Origin of the sequence: Devosia sp. UYZn731 (assembly GCF_040546795.1) — a bacterium.
Taxonomy (GTDB): domain Bacteria; phylum Pseudomonadota; class Alphaproteobacteria; order Rhizobiales; family Devosiaceae; genus Devosia.
Genome location: NZ_JBEPOL010000002.1, coordinates 1 through 17190, shown reverse-complemented (window position 1 = coordinate 17190; position 17190 = coordinate 1). Strand labels below are relative to the sequence as shown.

Here is a 17190-nt window from a genome sequence, read left to right as displayed (position 1 = left end):
CGTGACCTAGAGATCGGGATAATATCGCGTGCCGGTCCATCCGGCGTCTACCGGAAGCACGACGCCGTTGATGTAGGAAGCTGCGGGGGAACCGAGGGAATAGACGACTTCCGCGATGTCTTCCGGGCGTCCGAGCCTGCCCAATGGCGCGGTATCGACCATCGCCTTAATGAGCCATTCGTCGGTTATCCGCCGAGCAGTGCCCGCGGTGACGGTGATGCCTGGTGCGATTGCGTTGACCCTGATGCTTCGCGCCCATAGTCGGCCGCCATCGGTCGGGTCAGGCCGATGACGCCCGCCTTGGCGGCCGAATATGGGCGCCGTTTCGAAAACCGGTCACGCCGTAGGCCGAGGCAATGTTGACGATATTGCCTCCCGAGGCGAGTCGGTCGATGGCTATGCCTGACATCCGGAACACGCTGCCCAGTTTGAGATCGACCGATGCGTCCCAGTCATCATCGGTCGTCTGTCGTGCCTCGAGTGCCCCCCCTTGCCGGCGTTGTTGACGAGGCAGTGGGAAGCGCCGAATTCCCGCAGGCACTTGTCAAAGATCATGGCCGCCGCTGCCGCGTCGGTGACGTCGCATTGCAGGGTGGCGAGGAGGGTCGGCAATCCGGCACTTGGGTTCACCAAGGCCCTCAAGCTCAAGCCTTCCTCATGCTGGTCGACCGCGAGAAAGTGCCAGCCTGCGCTGAGAAACCTTTGGGCCCTCGCCCGTCCGATGCCAGAGCCGGCACCGGTTACGATTGCCGTCATTGTCCCGGTTTCGGTCATCATCGTGCCTGCGACGATTGGAAGGCCGGTCCGCCTGATTGCCGCACGGGGCTCGCAGGATAGTCCGAATAGTCGCGGCCGCGGTCTCGAAAACACTGTATCGAAGCAACCGCCGATCCTTGGATAACAGTGATAGGCAGCTGTCTTAGACGATCGCCGTCTGTCCATGGCCTGCGGGCACGCTCTTGCCGTCCAGCCAATCAGCAGCGAACTGGCCTATGGCATAGCCAAAGACGGGCCAAGAGAGGGCGATGCTGGCCTTGTGGGGGCTTCCCTTTGTTTTAATTTCGACGACGCCTTTCCTAGCCTCTATCATTGGAATTAATCGAGCTTGCGGTGCCCTCCAGAATTAATTCATTTTATATTCATGACCATCGGTTACCCACGTAAATATCTGATAATGAATGATAAAATTGAGCTCTTTAATTCACGGTTCCAGAGCGCCCTTGACTTAAGGCCCTGGCAAGAATATATCCTGAATTAATTCACAGGACAACGAAAATGCATCCGATCTCTGCTTTGCGAGAGCTGTCACCAATAGAGAAGGATGTGGTCGACATTCTGGCGCGTTCAAAGCAGGCGATGACTCAAATCGAGGTACGGGCCAAGTTGCGCGGCAGCTCCAGCCAGCCAACGGTATCAAGGGTTTTCTCATCACTGATCTCCAACGGCATTATCGTCAAGTCGGGTGAAACTAAGGGAGCCAAGTTCGCACTGAGCGACGTCGCTTCATATTTTGCTATACCGCCACAGCTACGCCAGCCCGTTCCCTATGATCCATCTCGCATTGCCAAATACGTACCAAACGAAACTACTTGGCTTCCCAACGAAATCGCTGAAGGGTTCAAGCACGCGGCGCAGGGCGTCATGCATCAACTTGACGCATCAACCTACAGTCAACAGATTGCGGAGCGCTTTCTTCTAGACTTGTCTTGGGCGTCTTCAAATTTAGAAGGCAATACCTATGATTATCTTGCTACAGAAGTTCTGCTAAAATACGGCGAGCAGGCCACCGGCCACGATTTGATTGAGGCAACCATGATCCTCAACCACAAACACGCGTTGGTGGAACTGCTGGAAAATGTCGAGAAACCACAACTAGACATGCGGTATGTCTCGCGCTTACACGCCATGTTGATGCGAGACCTTATCGGACCGGAACAACTAGGGCGTGTACGTGATACTTCCGTACGTATTACAGCAACGAGCTACAGGCCAGAGTCCAACCGCGACCAACTTTCCACGGACTTGGGGACGCTGCTATGGAAGGCTGAGCAAGTTCAAGACCCATTCGAAAGCAGCTTTATGTTGCTTGCAGGAATGTCTTATCTCCAAGCCTTCGTCGACGGTAATAAAAGAATGGGTCGCGTTCTCTGCAACATCCCGTTGCTTGCGAGGGGACTACCACCAATGTCGTTCATAGGAATCGATCGCGGAAACTATTTGTCGGGGCTAATTGCATTCTACGAGACCGCAGATACGTCTCTGCTTGCCGAGACGTTGCTTGACGCCTACCGGCAATCTGCCCCCTCCTATGCCGCCGCGGTAGCCACTCAGCGTCGTCCGAGGGGCGTAGAACTACGAGAACGAATGCGTATCCAGACAACCATCGCCCAACTGATTGCGGATAAAATCCGGCCAGAAAACGCAGAGGGGTACGTCAGGGACGTGTTTTCAGATATTCCAGTACCCGATCAAGATATCCTCGTGGGCAACATTATAGAGGTTCTTGATAAAATAACCCCTGAGAATTCGGCAGCATGGAATATCGATGAAGATATAGCCGAAGCCTATCGTGCTATCATCGACATCGGTGACAGCACCCCTGGCTTTGAGTTTTGAGGCTCCGATTTCATCGCTGTCGTCACTCGCGTGCAGTTGAGGCTCGACCCGCCCCACGCGCTGGCAGTGCAGCAATTCGGCTCGCACGTCAAAACGAGCAGCCCTTGCCGCCAGGTCCGCTTTTCTCTTAGAAAGCGGTTGATGACGGTTCACCAGGTCGCCCGTCGTGGTGCCATACCGCACTCGACTGTTTGGCTGAACAGCTGCAAAGTGCCAACGCAATTGAGCAGGCAGACCATGGATTTTTCCGCGTATTTTGACGACTCTGGTAGCGACTCCGGCGGCCGCGACCTTGTGTTTGCTGGCCTCGTGAATGCCGACGACGCTTGGGACCAATTCGGCTTAGCCTGGAGCGCCGCGCTGTCCGAGCCACCCACGATTGGCCATCTAAAGATGGTCGAAGCGAACGGACTTCGTGGTCAGTTCGCGGGCTGGTCTCGAGATGCTCGAGACCAAAAACTGGAAACCCTCGCGAATGTCCTTCACCGCAGCCGGCCCCGGTGGACATTTGATATTTCGATCAGCCGAGCAGAGTACGAGCGAGTCGTATCCCCAACGACACCTCGAGGCCTATCAACGCCTTACTTTGCGGCTACCTTCGGGGCCACGTCGATGGTGGCACGCTATTTGGCAAGCGAGGGCATCAGTACGCCGGTTCGGTTTGTCTTTGACGAGCAGGACGGCGTCAGCGCGGACATTGCCCTCTTCTTCGACTACATGGTGGAAAACCTCGACCCAGTTTCGCGTGCGCTGATCAAGATGCCCATTCGCTATGGCAATGACATGCGCGACCTGGCGCTGCAGGCGGCGGATATGTTGGCATGGCACATTCGCCGTCAGAGCGAAAGCAACGACGACACTGCGATAACTCGCCGATCCGAATACATTCGCTCCGATACACATATTGAGGCCAGGGTGCCGTCGTATATGCTTGACCGCTGGGGCGCGGTATTTGCTGAGGCGCTTCCGATCCTTCAGACCCTCAAGACGAAAGGAGAATGGCAGCGTTTCAGAAGTATTGCTGCGCAGGCTAAACTTGATGGCTTCAAGCCGCCTCACGGTGACGAAACAGAAGACGTTCTTGCCAAGATACGGGCAGCGTGGGATGAGTTTCGAGAAAGAAATCAGCGATAAATGGACACCATTCAAATGAGGCCAAGCACCGACTAGGAACTTCTGGCAAAGCCCTAAAGGGCAGATCATCTGTGGTATGGCGATATAGAGTCATACTTCTTGATACTATTGCGAATGAGCAAAAACCTAGATTTACTCTAAATTTAGTACCGTTAAAACAGATCTATTGAGTTATTTCCTTCGCATAGGGCCGCAATACGTAGCATATCGTTTCATTTTAAAATGCAACTGGATCTGGATACTTTAGCGATTCGGAGACCATAAATGCACGTTTTTGAGGGAATATGAGCAATTCTGGATCACGCTGGCTTCGTTGGGAACCGCATATTCATGCACCCGGTACGGTTCTCAATGATCAGTTCAAGGGCGCCGACACCCGTGCAGACTATCTCGCCCGGGTCGAGGCGGCGACGCCCAAAATCCGCGCGCTGGGCGTTACGGACTACTATCTGCTCGACACGTATGAGGAGATTCGCGCCGCCAAATACCGCGACAATCGTCTGCCTGGCGTTGATCTGATCTTTCCAAATGTCGAGCTGCGCCTTGGCTTCGGAACGGTCAAGGGCAACTGGGTCAATTGCCATCTACTCGTCGATCCTGAAGCGGCAGATCACGTCAAGGCAACGCAGCGCTTCCTCGCTCAACTGACGTTCGATGCCTTCGGTGACCGTTTTACCTGCACGCCAGAGGATCTGACACGTCTGGGCGAAAAGGTTGATGCGAGCCTGTCCGGTCGTGCGGCGCTCGCTCGGGGCGCAACACAGTTCAAGGTGAGCTTCGAGCAACTCGTCGAGGTCTACCGTGCTGTCGGATGGGCCAACCAGAACATCCTTATCGCCGTTGCCGGCAGCGAGCATGATGGCACCTCCGGTATGCGGGGAGAGGCGGAAGGGGCGCAACGCCAAGAGGTCGAGAAGTTCGCGCATGTGGTTTTTTCCAGCAGCCCTAGTCAACGGGACTATTGGCTTGGTCGAAAGACCACTGAAGACGATATCCGAATCCGTTATGGCGGATTGAAGCCCTGCCTGCATGGCAGCGACGCGCACGAGCCCGCCAAGATCGGCGTGCCGGACGGCGACCGCTTCTCCTGGGTCAAGGGTGGCGCTCATTTCGACACGCTCAAGCAGGCTGTCATCGATCCTTCCGGACGCGCTTATGTCGGCACGGCGCCGCCGACACGCGCGACGCCTTCCCAAGTCATTGCCCGCGTCACACTCAACGACGCGGACTGGGCTCGCACTCCCCAACTCGATCTCAATCCCGGCCTAGTCGCCATAATCGGAGCGCGCGGTTCGGGCAAGACAGCCCTGGCTGATGCTATTGCCGCCGGATGCGATGCCGCCTCTGGCCAGCTGAGCGCGGCCTCGTTCCTGGTCCGCGCCGGCGATCTCCTGTCGGACGTGAGCGTGCGGGTCGATTGGGGCAGTGGCGATCCGTCCGAGCGCGCCCTTCTCGATTACAATTATGATCCGGAGCTCGACGGCCGATTTGCCCGCGCGCTCTACCTGTCACAGAAGTTCGTGGAGGAGCTTTGCTCGGCCAACGGCATGACGGATGCGCTGCTGGCCGAAATCGAGCGCGTCATCTTCGAGGCCCATCCTGAAAAGGACGGCACGTTCCGCTTCGATCAGCTCCTCGAGCTTCGCGCAAACCGTCATCGCCTCGCGCGTGAGCGTGAGGAAGAGGCCATTGTATCGCTGTCCGATCAGATCGGCCTTGAGCGCGAGAAGCGGCGGCGGATCGCGGGGCTCAAGCAGCAGCTGTCCCAGAAGGAGCAGACGGTAAAGGGGCTAGAAGGGGATCGGGACAAGCTCATCGTCAAGGGCAGCGAAGCGCGGGCGGCAAGCCTCACACTCATCGCCAACGCCGCTGAAAAGGTCCGATCCTATGTACGCTACTACGTCAACCAGGAGAGCGCCTTGCTGTCGCTGCATGACGAGGTCACGGCGTTCCGGCAGAGCAAGGCGCCCGAAGCCCTGCGCGTCACCAAGGCCAGTTTCGTCGCAACGCGCCTCGAGGACAGCGACTGGGCCGATTTTCTTCTCGAATACCATGGTGACGTCGACGCTGCGCTGAAGGCAAAACTGGACGCCGCGCAACGCAATGCCGCCACCTGGCGAGGCATAAAGCCGGCCCCGATGAGCGACATGAACCAGTCCTATCTGGCCGAGGGCGTCGACCCGATGAAGTTGCCGCTTGCCGCCCTTGAGGCCGAAGCCGCCCGATTGCAGGCCCTCATCAATGTCGATGCCGAGACAGCCGCCAAGTTTGCCGGCCTGATCAGACGGATCGCGGAGGAAAACACCCAGATCGAGGAACTGCGAACCACCCTTGCCGATTGCGAGGGCGCCGCCGAGCGAATGCGGGTGCTCAGCCAGCAACGCCAAGCCACCTACCTCCGCGTCTTCGCGTCGATCATCGCGGAGGAGCAGGTCCTTCGCGATCTTTATAAGCCTCTGGTCGACCGGCTGCAGGCGGCCGAGGGCACCCTGCAGAAGCTGTCGTTCTCTGCCGCCCGCAAGGCGGATGTCAAACAGTGGGCCGCGCTTGGAGAAAAGCTGTTCGACCTGCGCCGTGCCGGCGACTTCAAGGGCAAGGGCTCGATCGAGCAGTGGGCAAATACCCATATTCGCAATGCCTGGGAGGCAGGCGATGTGGCTGCCATCGACGAGGCGCTACGGCACTTCACCGACGAATGGCAGGACGAACTGATGGCGGTTGCCAACGTGTCCGCAGACGATGCCGCCGGCCATCGGGCCTGGCTCATGCGCTTTGCCAAATGGCTGTTCAGCAGCAACCACATCCAGATCGGATACGGGATCGACTACGAAGGCACCGATATTACAAAGCTGTCTCCGGGCACCCGCGGCATCGTCCTTCTGCTGCTCTATCTTGCGCTGGACGAGGCCGATCACCGGCCTCTGATCATCGACCAGCCTGAAGAAAACCTCGATCCTAAGTCGATTTTCGACGAGCTTGTGAGCCTATTCGTCGCTGCCAAGGCCAAGCGGCAAGTCATCATGGTCACTCACAATGCGAACCTCGTCATCAACACCGACGCCGACCAGATCATCGTCGCGACCGCCGGACCGCACAGTCCTGGTGAGCTGCCGCCAATCACCTATCTGTCCGGCGGACTAGAGGACGCGGAGATGCGAAAGCACGTATGCGATATCTTGGAAGGCGGCGAGGCGGCGTTCAAGGAGCGCGCGCGCCGCCTGCGTCTTCGGCTGGACCGGTAAGTCGCTTCGCAGACCAGTCAAGCATTAATAGCTAGTTCTAGTATTCCTGACTTGGGAGTGAAACCCAGACCTGGAGCGTTGGCAGCTCTACCTTGCCATTGGAAGGGCTGACCAAACCATCGAACACGGTCTCGTAGAACTTGTCGTTGATTTCCGCGCGGCGCCGTTCGGCACCCCAGCGTGCATATGCATGCGGAGATGCACCAGGCGCAAAGTGGTCTTCGTCCACGGCTGCTTCTGGCACGGCCACGCCGCAGGCGGCCAGGGCAAGGTGCCGGCGCAGCAAAATCGAAGGGAATGCCGAACGCGACGCGCGCCGAGAAGGCGCTGTCGCGGTCCGGGTGGGGCGTCATGTTACTCTGGGAATGCGAACTCAGGCGTGACGGCCTGGGTGTGCGGCTTGCCGAGTTCCTAGGCCCGTTTCGGTGGGCGGGCTGAGCGGAGCCCAAGTGCCGCGTGGTTGGGGGGCGGCGCTTGCGCGGTCGCCCCCCAACCACGGGCTCTGGCGCGGCCGCCTGCGAGACCGCTGCCCTCAGTGCAAGACGCGGCGCGGCGGTGCTGGCCGCGCGAGCCCGGGCCCCCTCGCTATGGCCGCCGCCGTGGCCTCCAACTCGGCCCTTCGGTCTAGCAGTATCCCAGTCGCACGGGCGATTGAGGTTTCCAGGCGCCGCCGCACGCTGCCTATTGTCGACGCGGGGATCACGGCCTGCAGGATCGGGTCGCCCAGATCGACCAGCCCGGCCTCGCCGAGGCCAGACCGCGTCTCGAGCTGCCTCGCGAGGGCGGTCGCCGCTGCCAGGTCCGATTCTGCAGTCTCCGCTATAAGGATTGAGGGTGCGCCAATCAGAATCTCCTCCGCCGCACGGCCTCCCATCAGTACGGCGATGGCGTCGTTGTAGGTCTGCTCGGTCGGGAACTCGGCCTCGCGCGACGGCGGCACGGGGATCCGGCCGAGGTCTGCAGGCGCCTCTGCACCTGCATCCAAGATGCCGAGCGCTCGGGCCACAAGCAATTGGCCCGCCCTATAGGCGCCGATGCGGCGACGTGCGTCAGGCGGGAGTGTCCCGAATGCACCGGAAGCCTCCGCCTGCAGGTCCGAGATCGAGAGTCCACGCCCTGCTCTGCGGGCCTTTGCCTTTGCGGCGCGCGCCAGCTTCTCGATGTCGGCGCCGGTCTTGCCCTGGAGCTGCCCCGCCACGACGCGCAGGTCCTTCCGGGCGAAGGCCGGGCCCACATACGCCGCGAGGATCGCCGCCCTGTCCTCAACGCCTGGTGGCTTCATCAAGATGGTGTGGTCCAGTCGGCCGGACCGCGTCAGGGCCGGATCGATCCGGTCCACGTAGTTTGTCGCGCCGACCATCACAAGACCTGCTGCGGCCATGGCCTGCGTCACCAACTCCAGCATCAGGTTCACGATCTGGGTCCAGTACTCGGTGTACCTACCTGAGATGTTGCCTCGGCTTGATATACCATCGATCTCGTCGACCAAGAGCACGCAGGGCGCCTTCTCCATAGCCTCATTGAAGACCATGCGCATCTTTTTGAGCGTGCCCGACAGATAGTCTTGCGCGTTCCATTCAGCGACGCTGGAAGAAATAAGAGGAACTCCCAATGTACCGGCCAGCAGCCCGGCGAAGCTGGTCTTTCCCGTTGCAGGCGGGCCTGCCAGCAGCACGGAGCGGTGATCGACTTCTTCCCAGGACAGCTGGCCACGACGCCAGAGCTCGAAGTCTTGTGCCAGCTCCAAACCCCAGACCAATGCTTCACCAAAGCCGTGCTGATCCTGCAATTTGGCACGATCGACCTGCTTTACCGGCTCTTTCGGCATCAATGCCTTGAGGCTGTCGACGCAGGCTTCCGGTGAGCGACCGCGTCGGAAATGCAGGGCCAGGTCATAACCCGCATGCCCCAGGCCTTCAGCCACGACCAGTGACCACGTTCTTTAACGGTTCTGCCTCGGCAGGAAAGAGGTCCTCACGGGGACGAAGGTGGCGTGAGATCGTAATGGCAGCAGCCCTGTCAGTAGCAAGGGCGCCTGAAAGATCGGTCCACTCCACCTTTCTTACCCCATCATGGGGCGGCCAAAGTGCCGACCCCGAGGAGAAGCGCGAGCCCCGTGTGGCACGACCTCATGCCAAGCAGTAAAGCCTAACCCTATACGCGTGCCGCTTATCGGCGACATTCCACGGTCAGCAGTGCCGCCTCCCCGCGGCAGATGTCTTCGCGCGACCCTTGACACAATCCGCGATAGAGAAGCTGCCATTCGGCTTACGGCCCGAATTCGCCGACCGACCAATGTTTGCGTCTTGATCGGCAGACCCAAAACCTGCCTGTCCCCTTTCCATCCCTAATCGGACCGGCCAACTCCCAGCCAGAGCATGCCGAAGGTTAGCGCAAAGATTAGAAGCCCTCCGAAGACCGACCACTTTTCGGTGACCATTCCCTCGGCTTTCGACAGGCGCCAAAGCATTTCAGGAAAGCGCTAATTCAACCCTTGGTCTTTCAGTCCAAGTTTATCCCCGGTGGCCCAGCCGCCGAGGACGACAAGCAAGATCGCCAGGCCTGCCATGAAGATGAAGACGCCCGGTACAAACTCATCCGGCTAGAAAAGCGATGGTTCGACCGGTGGTCGCGGTACTGGCGGCGGATCTTCCTTCTCGCCGATGGGGTTGCTCCTGACTGCGACGGAGCGCCGCCTTCAATCTGGAGTGTGGCTGCCAGGTGTTACGCCGCCTTGTCCTGGAACTTTGTTTTGTAACGCCATCGGACTTCAGTGGTGGACAGCCCTCAGCACGACGGCGGCCGCGGGCAATCGGGTTAGGAAAGCAGCGCGCCAATTTTGTCGATGGTCACCGATGGCAGGAAGTCACGGTCTGAGACAATCTCCATCGCCCGCACCTGGCTTAGAGTATCGGTTTTCCTGACCGTGTTGTCGCCGTCACCCGCGACCCAAGCGCTTTCCCACAATAGTGCTAGCAGGCGGGTTCCGCCTCTCATGATCGTCATGGTGTCATCACCAAATTGCCCCCAGAGCGCGTTAGCAGCCGCCTTCCCACCATGGCCGACGGAGATGAAGGCATCGACGATTGCCATGGGTGGCACCAATTGCACCGTCTCGCGCATCATCGCAACGGTCAGTTCTGCCGCTTGGCGGCCACTCGGGATGAGTTCGGCAGCCTTGATCTTGCGAGTGTGCATGAGCCCGCTGAGGACTTCTTTGCGGTGCTCGAATATCATGCCGTCTTCATAGGCCGAATGAACACCATTGCCTAACGGTCGCAGCTCGGTCTGGCCCGCCTTTTTGCCCGATGTATAGGTATGGGTATAGGCACGTGCAGGGTCCCCGTCGTGCAGGTAGGAAACATGAAGCGGCTGGCATGCGTCGCCAAGGTAGTGACTCAGCACGCCAGCTGCGCAGACAAAGCGCTCGCCGTCGCCCCCCTTTACAAACTCGACCATGTGGTCAAAAATTTGCCAAACGCGAAATGGCAGCAGGCCACGGTGATTGGGCGTAATGCGCTCCTGCTTGAGCCGGTCCAGCAGCGTTTCGTAGAACGCGTCCCAAACGGCGGCATCGATGTTGGCCGGATCGGAACTGATATCGAGCAGCGTCCTGCCCGCGGCGTCCTTCTGGTCCATGTCGGCGAAGTGGTTCGGCCCTTCTGACGCGCGAGCATGTCCTTGCTTGGCAACCCGCGGCTTCCAGAAAAAGTCAGGAACGTCAGCCATTGGCACAAAACTGGCGCTCCCCATGCCGGCAAATTGTCCGGACGTCAGGTCGGCGTCGCTGCGGCTGATGATTTCGGCGTTGTTGGTGATCAGCGTGCCGAGCGCTGCGTGGTCGCCCGAAAGTGCAACACGCGCCCTTGCGGCGATCGAGAAGTGCCCCAATGCGCCCCAAGTGTCGGCGACATCGAGGTTCCAGTCGCGCACCGGCTCGACATCCAGCAGCGCGCAGACCCGCGACAACAGCGTGGCGAGGCCATAGCCCTGCGGCCACGCACTTTCCGCCGAACGAAGCATGTTCCGTCCCCATTGCACGGCGAGCGGCAGATAGTCCTGCGAATCCGGCTTGCTGCGCCGGGTACCATTCTGCGTCAGGGGCTCCAGCATCCACATGGTGCCGGAATCCCCTGGGAGAGTTTGAAAAACCGGTCGATCCTTGGCGTTGGCCGGACCGGTGTCGGTGCGAGGTCCGATCATCAGGTCGGCAACGTAGTCGAAACCACCGGTTGTCTTATAGCGGTAGAACAGGCCTTGGATCGCCCCGCGCATTTCGCCGCTCGCGGCGCCGAACCCAACCACGTGGCAGCCGACGAGCGACAGAGACAAGCTGCTATCGGAGAAGTCGGCCATGCTGCCGGTCACGCCGATCCTCGGAACTTTGGCGGTCCACCCATCAAGATCGTCAAGGTCGATCAGGCCGACGTCTACGTCGACATAGGTGTTCTTGCCGGGCAGAGACGGGTAGAGCGTCGTCAGCGGCATCCGCAATAGCTGCTTGCCGGAGCTCTCACCAATCGGCTCATCGCTGGATCCACGCCGGGCGTAGACAATCTCCCCCGCTTCGCCGGTGACGTGACGATTAGTCAGCGCGTAAACTTTGTGGCCGTCGCTGACCAGGCAGCAGACGGTTGCCACATAGTCGCGACCCTGCACCTTGGCGATCACCGGCCGGCCAGGCCCAAGGTTGTTGGTGGGAAATGGGATGTCCTGAGGCGCGATTTCAGTCGCCGATTCCTTTGGCGCCTCCACAACGCATACCGGCACCGATCGACCATCCGGCATGAAGAGTGTCGGGGGGATCATCTCGCTGGGATTGTCGGCAAAGCTGGCAGCAGGCTGCCATTCGGACACAAAAACCAGGATGCACGGCCAGGAATATGGACGCACCTCTGAGTTGCTGAGTGTTCGAGCGCCTTTACCGTGACGCTTGGTCTTATCATTAGGCCAGCTATCGTTGTGGCGGATCAAATAGCGGCCAACCGCTGTTGCCACGACATTGGGGTGGCGGACCAAAAATTCGTGGTAGAATTCCCGCGCCTCCAGCAGGTCTCGCAGCGATCTGTGGGCGAAGGCGTTGTCGGGCGGCTGATAATCCGACAGGTTGACCGGACGCCGATTGATCTTGACCTCTGCCATTTGCTGCTCCCTCATGCGCAACGCGGTATTTGGGGGTCTATTATTCGGTCGTGCTAACTAAATTATAAGATGGCCAAATTAGATTATTTCATGATGAAATCAGTTTCACGATCTTCTGTAATAATCAAGGCGGCGCGAGGACGGTGTAAGTGTTTTTCACTACGCTTCGCCAATATCGTTGCGAACCAAAGGGCGTCCGCTATTGCGAACTAAGATGCCAATCAGCGAAATCGGCCTCGGCTGCGGAGGCCGCCTTTTTGACAGCCTCCCGAAGCCAGTCAGCATTGCGGCTGTCCAGGTCGCGCAAGATGGCTAATCGCGAAGGCTCGTGCGCGGCATGGATGGCCGCCAGATCTGAGCCCATCGCACGCAACACGCTGGCATGGAGTTTAGTGCCGGCTCTGTCGCCCAGATCGATCTTTCGCGAGTCGGGGGCCAGCCGTCGAATTATAAATTTCAGGTCTGTCGGCAAGCCGAGCTTTGGGTCCGGGAATCTGTACCGACCTGTCGCCAAACGCAGGTAGTCGGCCGGCTCGGTGGTCCTGCCATGTGCCCAACCCCATGCAGAAGGTATCCAGGCCTTGGCTTCGCGAACGATTGCGCCACCTTGCCATTGTCCAATGGCCACATAGCGCGGACGCCCCAAGCCTCCGCCCCCCTGCCGCACCCGCGAATAGGTGCTGATCGCACTTGTGCCGTCTGGAAATGAATGTCATCGCCGACAACACGTCGGCAGGTGGTGCATGTTTGGGGAGTTTGTGGAGTTCTTTCCAAAACGAGTTCACCCCGTCGCGGGACGGCTGCGCGTATGGCAATGTCCAGACGCCGTTCTGATAGACGATATTGGGTAGTGGCTCCTCGAGGCCTCGCCGATATCCATCCAATATGACCGAGGCTAGTTTTGACGTGCCAAGTTTAATCGCGGGCGCTAGCTTGGCGCTTGTCGCAAGGCGCACCAGATCAAATGTATATGCCATGCTGGCCGCTTCGTCGAAATCGTTGATGCCCCAAACGAGGCGCCCGTCGTCATCCCGCCAAGTCCCGAAGTTCTCAGTGTGCGCGTCGCCCACATTGAGAACAGTTGGCGCATCCATAATTTCGGAGCAAATCTCTTCGATCGTTCTGACCCACCGAAAATACGTGGCCCTGAGGAATACGAACGGGCTTTTCTTTATTCGCCGGTGTTTATACTTAAGATCGGACAATACAATCGAACATTGGGTGCGGAGCCATTTTTCGTAAGCACGGTTGTCGTCGACAAATTTTTCAGCCATTTCCAACCTATCGCAACTGCTTAATGACAACCGCCAAGCGGCCACGTGTCCGCTGCGCAGCCGTGGTTCTCGTTCGGAAAACGCCCCGCTGCTGAGGCATCCATCGAGTGCTTCAGGGACAAACGATGGTGTCTTGATAGAAAAGCTTGTTGTTGGCCTTGATGCCATCGCAGACGAGAGCCTGCGTGGCGTCATCGAGCTGCGAAAAGTCCTGTTGGCTAATTTGGGTTGCCTTCTCCATCACGATCCGGCGGACGAGCGGCAAATCGCCGTCCTTTGAAGCGCAGATAATCGCCCGAGTATCTATGCTATGCGCCAGCGCGACGACCGGATCTATCATGGCCGTCTTGCCATCGCAGATCGCAAACGCCGCAAGCGCGCTGAGGTTCTGGCGAACGCTGGTGAACGGCACGAACTCCGGGGTGCATTTGAAGCGCTCCTGCGCTGCCGCAACGTCGGCGAATAGCTGCGGGCCATTCACTTCAACCGCCGCTGCGAGGGCATCGGTTATGGAGGCCATGCTCGTTGAATACGCGCGGGAAAAGGCATCGTCGGTGGAGTTTGAGACGGCGCAGACGGAGCCTTCGAACTTGTCAATCATTAGCCGCGCCACATCGCTGTGCCCACTGAGGATGGCCTCGACAGTTGCGTCTGCCTCCCAATCCAGCCCAGCCCCGAAAAAATCGGCGTGCGCGAGGAAGGTCTGGGCCATTTCGAAGTTGTGTGGGAATAGCTTGGTCGGCGACTTGCTCCGATTGCATCCCGCCCAACCCCAATTTGGATCCTGACTGAGCAGGCGTGTTGCGATCGCGACAAAGTTTGGCATGGCGTCAGGCGTCGCTGCCTCAGCCCCCATCTATCTCGCGCGTCCCGCCCTCGCTCTTCGGCAGGCTCCATAATCGAGTGCGTTCGCGCATTATTTCCAGCAATTGTGCGTCCAAGGAGTTGGCCGGTGCGCGCTGATGAGGGATTATGGCGCACGCTGATAACATGGCCGACACCACGGCCACTGCACCCGCCTGAGCGGCCAAAGCGTAGAGGCTCACTAAATCGCTCCGACTTCGTTGCGGCTGCGTCCTGGTGGTCTGGCGATGCCGAAGAGTTGGGATTTGTCATCGCACATGCGTTGCCTTCCTGACCTACTTTTCGACGCGGTAGGTCACTGCGCCTGTGACTCGAAATCCCACTCGGCCCCCCAGCCGTCCAAGCTGAACGAGCCCGGAACGGACAAATCTCTACATTCAGTCGCGCTGATCTGGGTGAGGTCACAGATTGATACGACAGCGTCCATCACCTTGGGATCGTCGCCGTAATGGAAGTAGGTTGCGGCGGTTGGACCTCCTGGAGGCACAGCCGAATTTGGTCCTGGCGATACCGGTCCCTCGAACTGCTCGGCGTCGGCTCGAGCGAACATCGTGAGAGCCGAGTGTTTCCCCAAGCATGGCGGCGCTTTGGAAGTCAGTGGATCGGGTCCAATGTAGACGAGAGTGTACTGGTGCGCGTCCAACGAAGATACCACATCAGCATCGACAATCTCGAAGGCGCGGTCCGTGAGATAATTGGAAGCGAAATTACCGAAAGCTTCGACATCCACGATCTGCTTGTCCGCACACAGCGCAAGTTTGGCCTTGGGGCTCCCAAGCCCCACGAATGTTCGCTCTACCGTCGTGCCGTTCGATGTCGTAAAATCTTCCGCCGAAGCCGGTAGGATCGAGCATAAAATCGCCAGTACGGCCGGCAAGGCAAGGCTTCCAAGTATGGTACGCACGAAGTTAACCTCCAGATGTCGACGCCAGGCATAAGGCGCCTGCACAGCATCGCTCGCGTCACTAGTAGAGAGTATTGAAATCAAACTTAGCTTCGGCCGCCATCTTGCGCAGAACCGCGATTTCGTCGGCGCGGATCGGCTCTCTAAGCTCTTGCTGTGCGGCTTCGCTGAGCAGGTCTGAATATACCTTCCCTTTTCTCTCATAGCCGGCGATGAACCATTGCTCACCCCAATCGAAGTCGGCGTCGCAGTCCCCGTCGCCCCAGGTCATGTACACAGGAATGATAGCTCCGGCCTCCGGACCGACAATTGGGGTATCCACCCTGAACAGGGCGGCTGAGGTGTCCAAATACGCTTGGCACCTGGCCGGTCTTGTGTCGGATATCCAGTCATAGCCACCAAATTTCTTATCGATGCAAGCTGCCGGCATCTCACCCATCAAGCGCTTGCCGTTCGCCAATTCCCAACCGACCACAGTGCCCCCAAAAATGGTCGACAGGCCGGCCATTTGCTCGGCAACGGTGGGGTCGCGTTTTGGCATTCCGATGTCGCATGCAAATGTGGGCGCACTGCTGGTTCCCAGCAATAGACCCACTAGGAGCGCGGCACGCGGCGACTTCCATTTACATCTCATCGACGTCCCCCTTTTGAACCCACCGCCCTGATGAGGCGCCGCAGGACCGGCCAAGCCGGCATAGACGTCGTCGGGGCATGTCGGCAGCAATTTCCTTACCCATCAGCCGTCTATACCATCCCGGCCGACCATGTAGACTCCGATCAAGCAGTCCCCCATTGGGGATTTGCGCAGACCTCAGGTCCGTCTGAGGAGTGATTAACCAGTTTAATGCCACCCACGGAAGGCCATAAATATTGCAATGGAGCCAACCGTTCGCGAGCATCGACGCCCGGGCATAGACCAACATTGGAAGAGCCATCGCCCAAACGACAAATGGCTGCCGTTAAAATGGCCGAGAGCGCCGTCACCAGTTTAGCATTGACCAATTGGCGTCCCCCAAGCGACTTTCATACCGCGAAGCTCCACGCTTCCGTGGTCGAAATGGAGCGCGTTCCAGTCCGACAGCTCCCGACCCCATTCACGACGTTCGGGCCTCAGCGCACCCATCCCGAAAGCTGCCGCTAGGGAAAAGGTTCTGCGTGTTGAACTTCGAGCTATTATTTTGTCGGCCTGCTTCTAAATAGGCTGGTGACAAATCCACAAAATGCGCTGGTGGCGGCGACACTTGCGAGAACTCGGAAGCCACCAGTTTGCCAGTAGCCTGAACTCAGGCCGCTTGTGACAACTACCGAAGTGGTTCCAAAGGCCGTTGACGCCGCAACATAGCGTCGTGTGCTATTTATCGAGGGTGATACCAGCGCTACGAAACACCCTGTAGTCAGGCCCATTAACATCCCGGCGCCGTAAATTAGGACGCCGAAGCCTAGCAGCGTGATGGGCAAACCGACGTTCCATGCCATCTTGGCGAAAAATGCGGGAAGAGATGTTCCTGACCAGACAATCGACCCGATCAAGGGACCGACAAGCGTAAAGAAGGCGATAGTCGCGATGGAGCGTTCGACCTTGTGCCCGTTGGTTAGCGAACTTACGGGCGATGACGTGGCAGAAACCGGACCAGACAAAATTGTTCCTTCGATGTGCCCAATTCCGAACAACACTAAATACCTGATCCGTAGAGGAAGAATGAAAATCTAACTACAATCCCGGAAATTGGGGCAGACGTTTCAGTTCGACCAAAACCGATGCGCATCAGGTGCAACCGCATCCTCGCCTGCTGCTACCTAGGAGTCTGCAATGGACCGCTCATCACATTTTCCGGCCTCTGGCTGAAACGACTGCTCTCAGGCTACAGGTGACGCCTGACGAATGGCGGAAAAGGAGCCCGTGAGTGTCAGTCCGCAGTCGACCCCATAGTGGACATTCGGAAGCTCATTGACCATTCCCCAAAGCTGCCATAGAGGCCGATGCGGTTAACCTGCCAGCGATCTGTGTCGCAAC

The 17190-nt window shown here is 58.6% G+C and carries 14 protein-coding genes and 1 pseudogene; 5 read left to right on the top strand and 10 right to left on the bottom strand.

Going from position 1 to position 17190, the window contains the following annotated elements:
• Positions 1 to 6: 6 nt before the first annotated feature.
• From ABIB57_RS04510 to ABIB57_RS04500, 3 genes and pseudogenes are all read right to left on the bottom strand, one after another.
• Positions 7 to 315: an SDR family NAD(P)-dependent oxidoreductase gene (locus ABIB57_RS04510; RefSeq protein ID WP_354039678.1), complete on the bottom strand. Its 309-nt coding sequence runs from the start codon at positions 313 to 315 to the stop codon at positions 7 to 9.
• The gene (locus tag ABIB57_RS04505) at positions 281 to 541 is read right to left on the bottom strand and encodes an SDR family NAD(P)-dependent oxidoreductase (protein WP_354038787.1); all 261 of its coding nucleotides are present in this window, start codon (positions 539 to 541) and stop codon (positions 281 to 283) included. The genes ABIB57_RS04510 and ABIB57_RS04505 overlap by 35 nt, the downstream gene beginning before the upstream one ends.
• A pseudogene (locus tag ABIB57_RS04500) lies at positions 493 to 756 on the bottom strand (SDR family oxidoreductase); the annotation flags it as partial. The gene ABIB57_RS04505 and the pseudogene ABIB57_RS04500, both read right to left, overlap by 49 nt.
• 519 nt (positions 757 to 1275) lie before the next feature.
• Here ABIB57_RS04500 and ABIB57_RS04495 point away from each other — a divergent pair.
• The 3 genes from ABIB57_RS04495 (at position 1276) to ABIB57_RS04485 (ending at position 6992) form a co-directional block, all read left to right on the top strand.
• Positions 1276 to 2616, top strand: a complete 1341-nt coding sequence (locus ABIB57_RS04495) for a Fic family protein (RefSeq protein ID WP_354038785.1) — start codon at positions 1276 to 1278, stop codon at positions 2614 to 2616.
• Between the two features lie 237 nt (positions 2617 to 2853).
• The gene (locus ABIB57_RS04490) at positions 2854 to 3750 is read left to right on the top strand and encodes a DUF3800 domain-containing protein (protein ID WP_354038783.1); all 897 of its coding nucleotides are present in this window, start codon (positions 2854 to 2856) and stop codon (positions 3748 to 3750) included.
• A gap of 284 nt (positions 3751 to 4034) precedes the next feature.
• Positions 4035 to 6992 (top strand): TrlF family AAA-like ATPase, encoded by a 2958-nt coding sequence (locus ABIB57_RS04485; RefSeq protein ID WP_354038782.1) that lies wholly within the window; start codon positions 4035 to 4037, stop codon positions 6990 to 6992.
• Positions 6993 to 7029: 37 nt separating this feature from the next.
• Here the strand turns inward: ABIB57_RS04485 and ABIB57_RS04480 are convergent, their stop codons facing one another.
• Positions 7030 to 7221, bottom strand: coding sequence for a hypothetical protein (locus ABIB57_RS04480; RefSeq protein ID WP_354039722.1), 192 nt, complete (start codon positions 7219 to 7221; stop codon positions 7030 to 7032).
• On the opposite strand from ABIB57_RS04480, the gene ABIB57_RS04475 reads away from it, so the two are divergent.
• The gene (locus tag ABIB57_RS04475; RefSeq protein ID WP_354038780.1) at positions 7183 to 7407 is read left to right on the top strand and encodes a hypothetical protein; all 225 of its coding nucleotides are present in this window, start codon (positions 7183 to 7185) and stop codon (positions 7405 to 7407) included. The genes ABIB57_RS04480 and ABIB57_RS04475 overlap by 39 nt on opposite strands.
• A gap of 117 nt (positions 7408 to 7524) precedes the next feature.
• On the opposite strand, the gene ABIB57_RS04470 is transcribed toward ABIB57_RS04475, so the two are convergent.
• The 6 genes from ABIB57_RS04470 to ABIB57_RS04445 all read right to left on the bottom strand — a co-directional run bounded on the left by ABIB57_RS04470 (position 7525) and on the right by ABIB57_RS04445 (position 15717).
• The gene (locus tag ABIB57_RS04470) at positions 7525 to 8916 is read right to left on the bottom strand and encodes an AAA family ATPase (RefSeq protein WP_354038779.1); all 1392 of its coding nucleotides are present in this window, start codon (positions 8914 to 8916) and stop codon (positions 7525 to 7527) included.
• 893 nt (positions 8917 to 9809) lie between these two features.
• Complete coding sequence (locus tag ABIB57_RS04465; RefSeq protein ID WP_354038777.1) at positions 9810 to 12134, bottom strand: phospholipase C/P1 nuclease family protein; 2325 nt, start codon at positions 12132 to 12134, stop codon at positions 9810 to 9812.
• A gap of 389 nt (positions 12135 to 12523) precedes the next feature.
• Complete coding sequence (locus ABIB57_RS04460) at positions 12524 to 13408, bottom strand: DUF2252 family protein (protein ID WP_354038776.1); 885 nt, start codon at positions 13406 to 13408, stop codon at positions 12524 to 12526.
• Positions 13409 to 13520: 112 nt separating this feature from the next.
• Positions 13521 to 14120 carry a hypothetical protein gene (locus tag ABIB57_RS04455; protein WP_354038774.1) on the bottom strand — a complete coding sequence of 200 codons (600 nt, stop codon included), beginning with the start codon at positions 14118 to 14120 and terminating at the stop codon, positions 13521 to 13523.
• A gap of 447 nt (positions 14121 to 14567) precedes the next feature.
• Positions 14568 to 15176 (bottom strand): hypothetical protein, encoded by a 609-nt coding sequence (locus tag ABIB57_RS04450; protein ID WP_354038772.1) that lies wholly within the window; start codon positions 15174 to 15176, stop codon positions 14568 to 14570.
• Between the two features lie 61 nt (positions 15177 to 15237).
• A complete protein-coding gene (locus tag ABIB57_RS04445; protein WP_354038770.1) occupies positions 15238 to 15717 on the bottom strand; it encodes a hypothetical protein in 480 nt (159 codons plus the stop codon).
• Between the two features lie 906 nt (positions 15718 to 16623).
• Here ABIB57_RS04445 and ABIB57_RS04440 point away from each other — a divergent pair.
• Positions 16624 to 16887, top strand: a complete 264-nt coding sequence (locus ABIB57_RS04440; protein WP_354038768.1) for a hypothetical protein — start codon at positions 16624 to 16626, stop codon at positions 16885 to 16887.
• Positions 16888 to 17190: the final 303 nt, after the last annotated feature.

What these genes read in the sequence shown, in the direction of transcription:
- ABIB57_RS04495 (WP_354038785.1), top strand. Translation starts at nt 1,276, where the DNA reads ATGCATCCGATCTCTGCTTTGCGAGAGCTGTCACCAATAGAGAAGGAT.
- ABIB57_RS04490 (WP_354038783.1), top strand. Translation starts at nt 2,854, where the DNA reads ATGGATTTTTCCGCGTATTTTGACGACTCTGGTAGCGACTCCGGCGGC.
- ABIB57_RS04485 (WP_354038782.1), top strand. Translation starts at nt 4,035, where the DNA reads ATGAGCAATTCTGGATCACGCTGGCTTCGTTGGGAACCGCATATTCAT.
- ABIB57_RS04475 (WP_354038780.1), top strand. Translation starts at nt 7,183, where the DNA reads ATGCGGAGATGCACCAGGCGCAAAGTGGTCTTCGTCCACGGCTGCTTC.
- ABIB57_RS04465 (WP_354038777.1), bottom strand. Translation starts at nt 12,134, where the DNA reads ATGGCAGAGGTCAAGATCAATCGGCGTCCGGTCAACCTGTCGGATTAT.
- ABIB57_RS04460 (WP_354038776.1), bottom strand. Translation starts at nt 13,408, where the DNA reads ATGGCTGAAAAATTTGTCGACGACAACCGTGCTTACGAAAAATGGCTC.
- ABIB57_RS04455 (WP_354038774.1), bottom strand. Translation starts at nt 14,120, where the DNA reads ATGGCCCAGACCTTCCTCGCGCACGCCGATTTTTTCGGGGCTGGGCTG.
- ABIB57_RS04445 (WP_354038770.1), bottom strand. Translation starts at nt 15,717, where the DNA reads ATGCCAAAACGCGACCCCACCGTTGCCGAGCAAATGGCCGGCCTGTCG.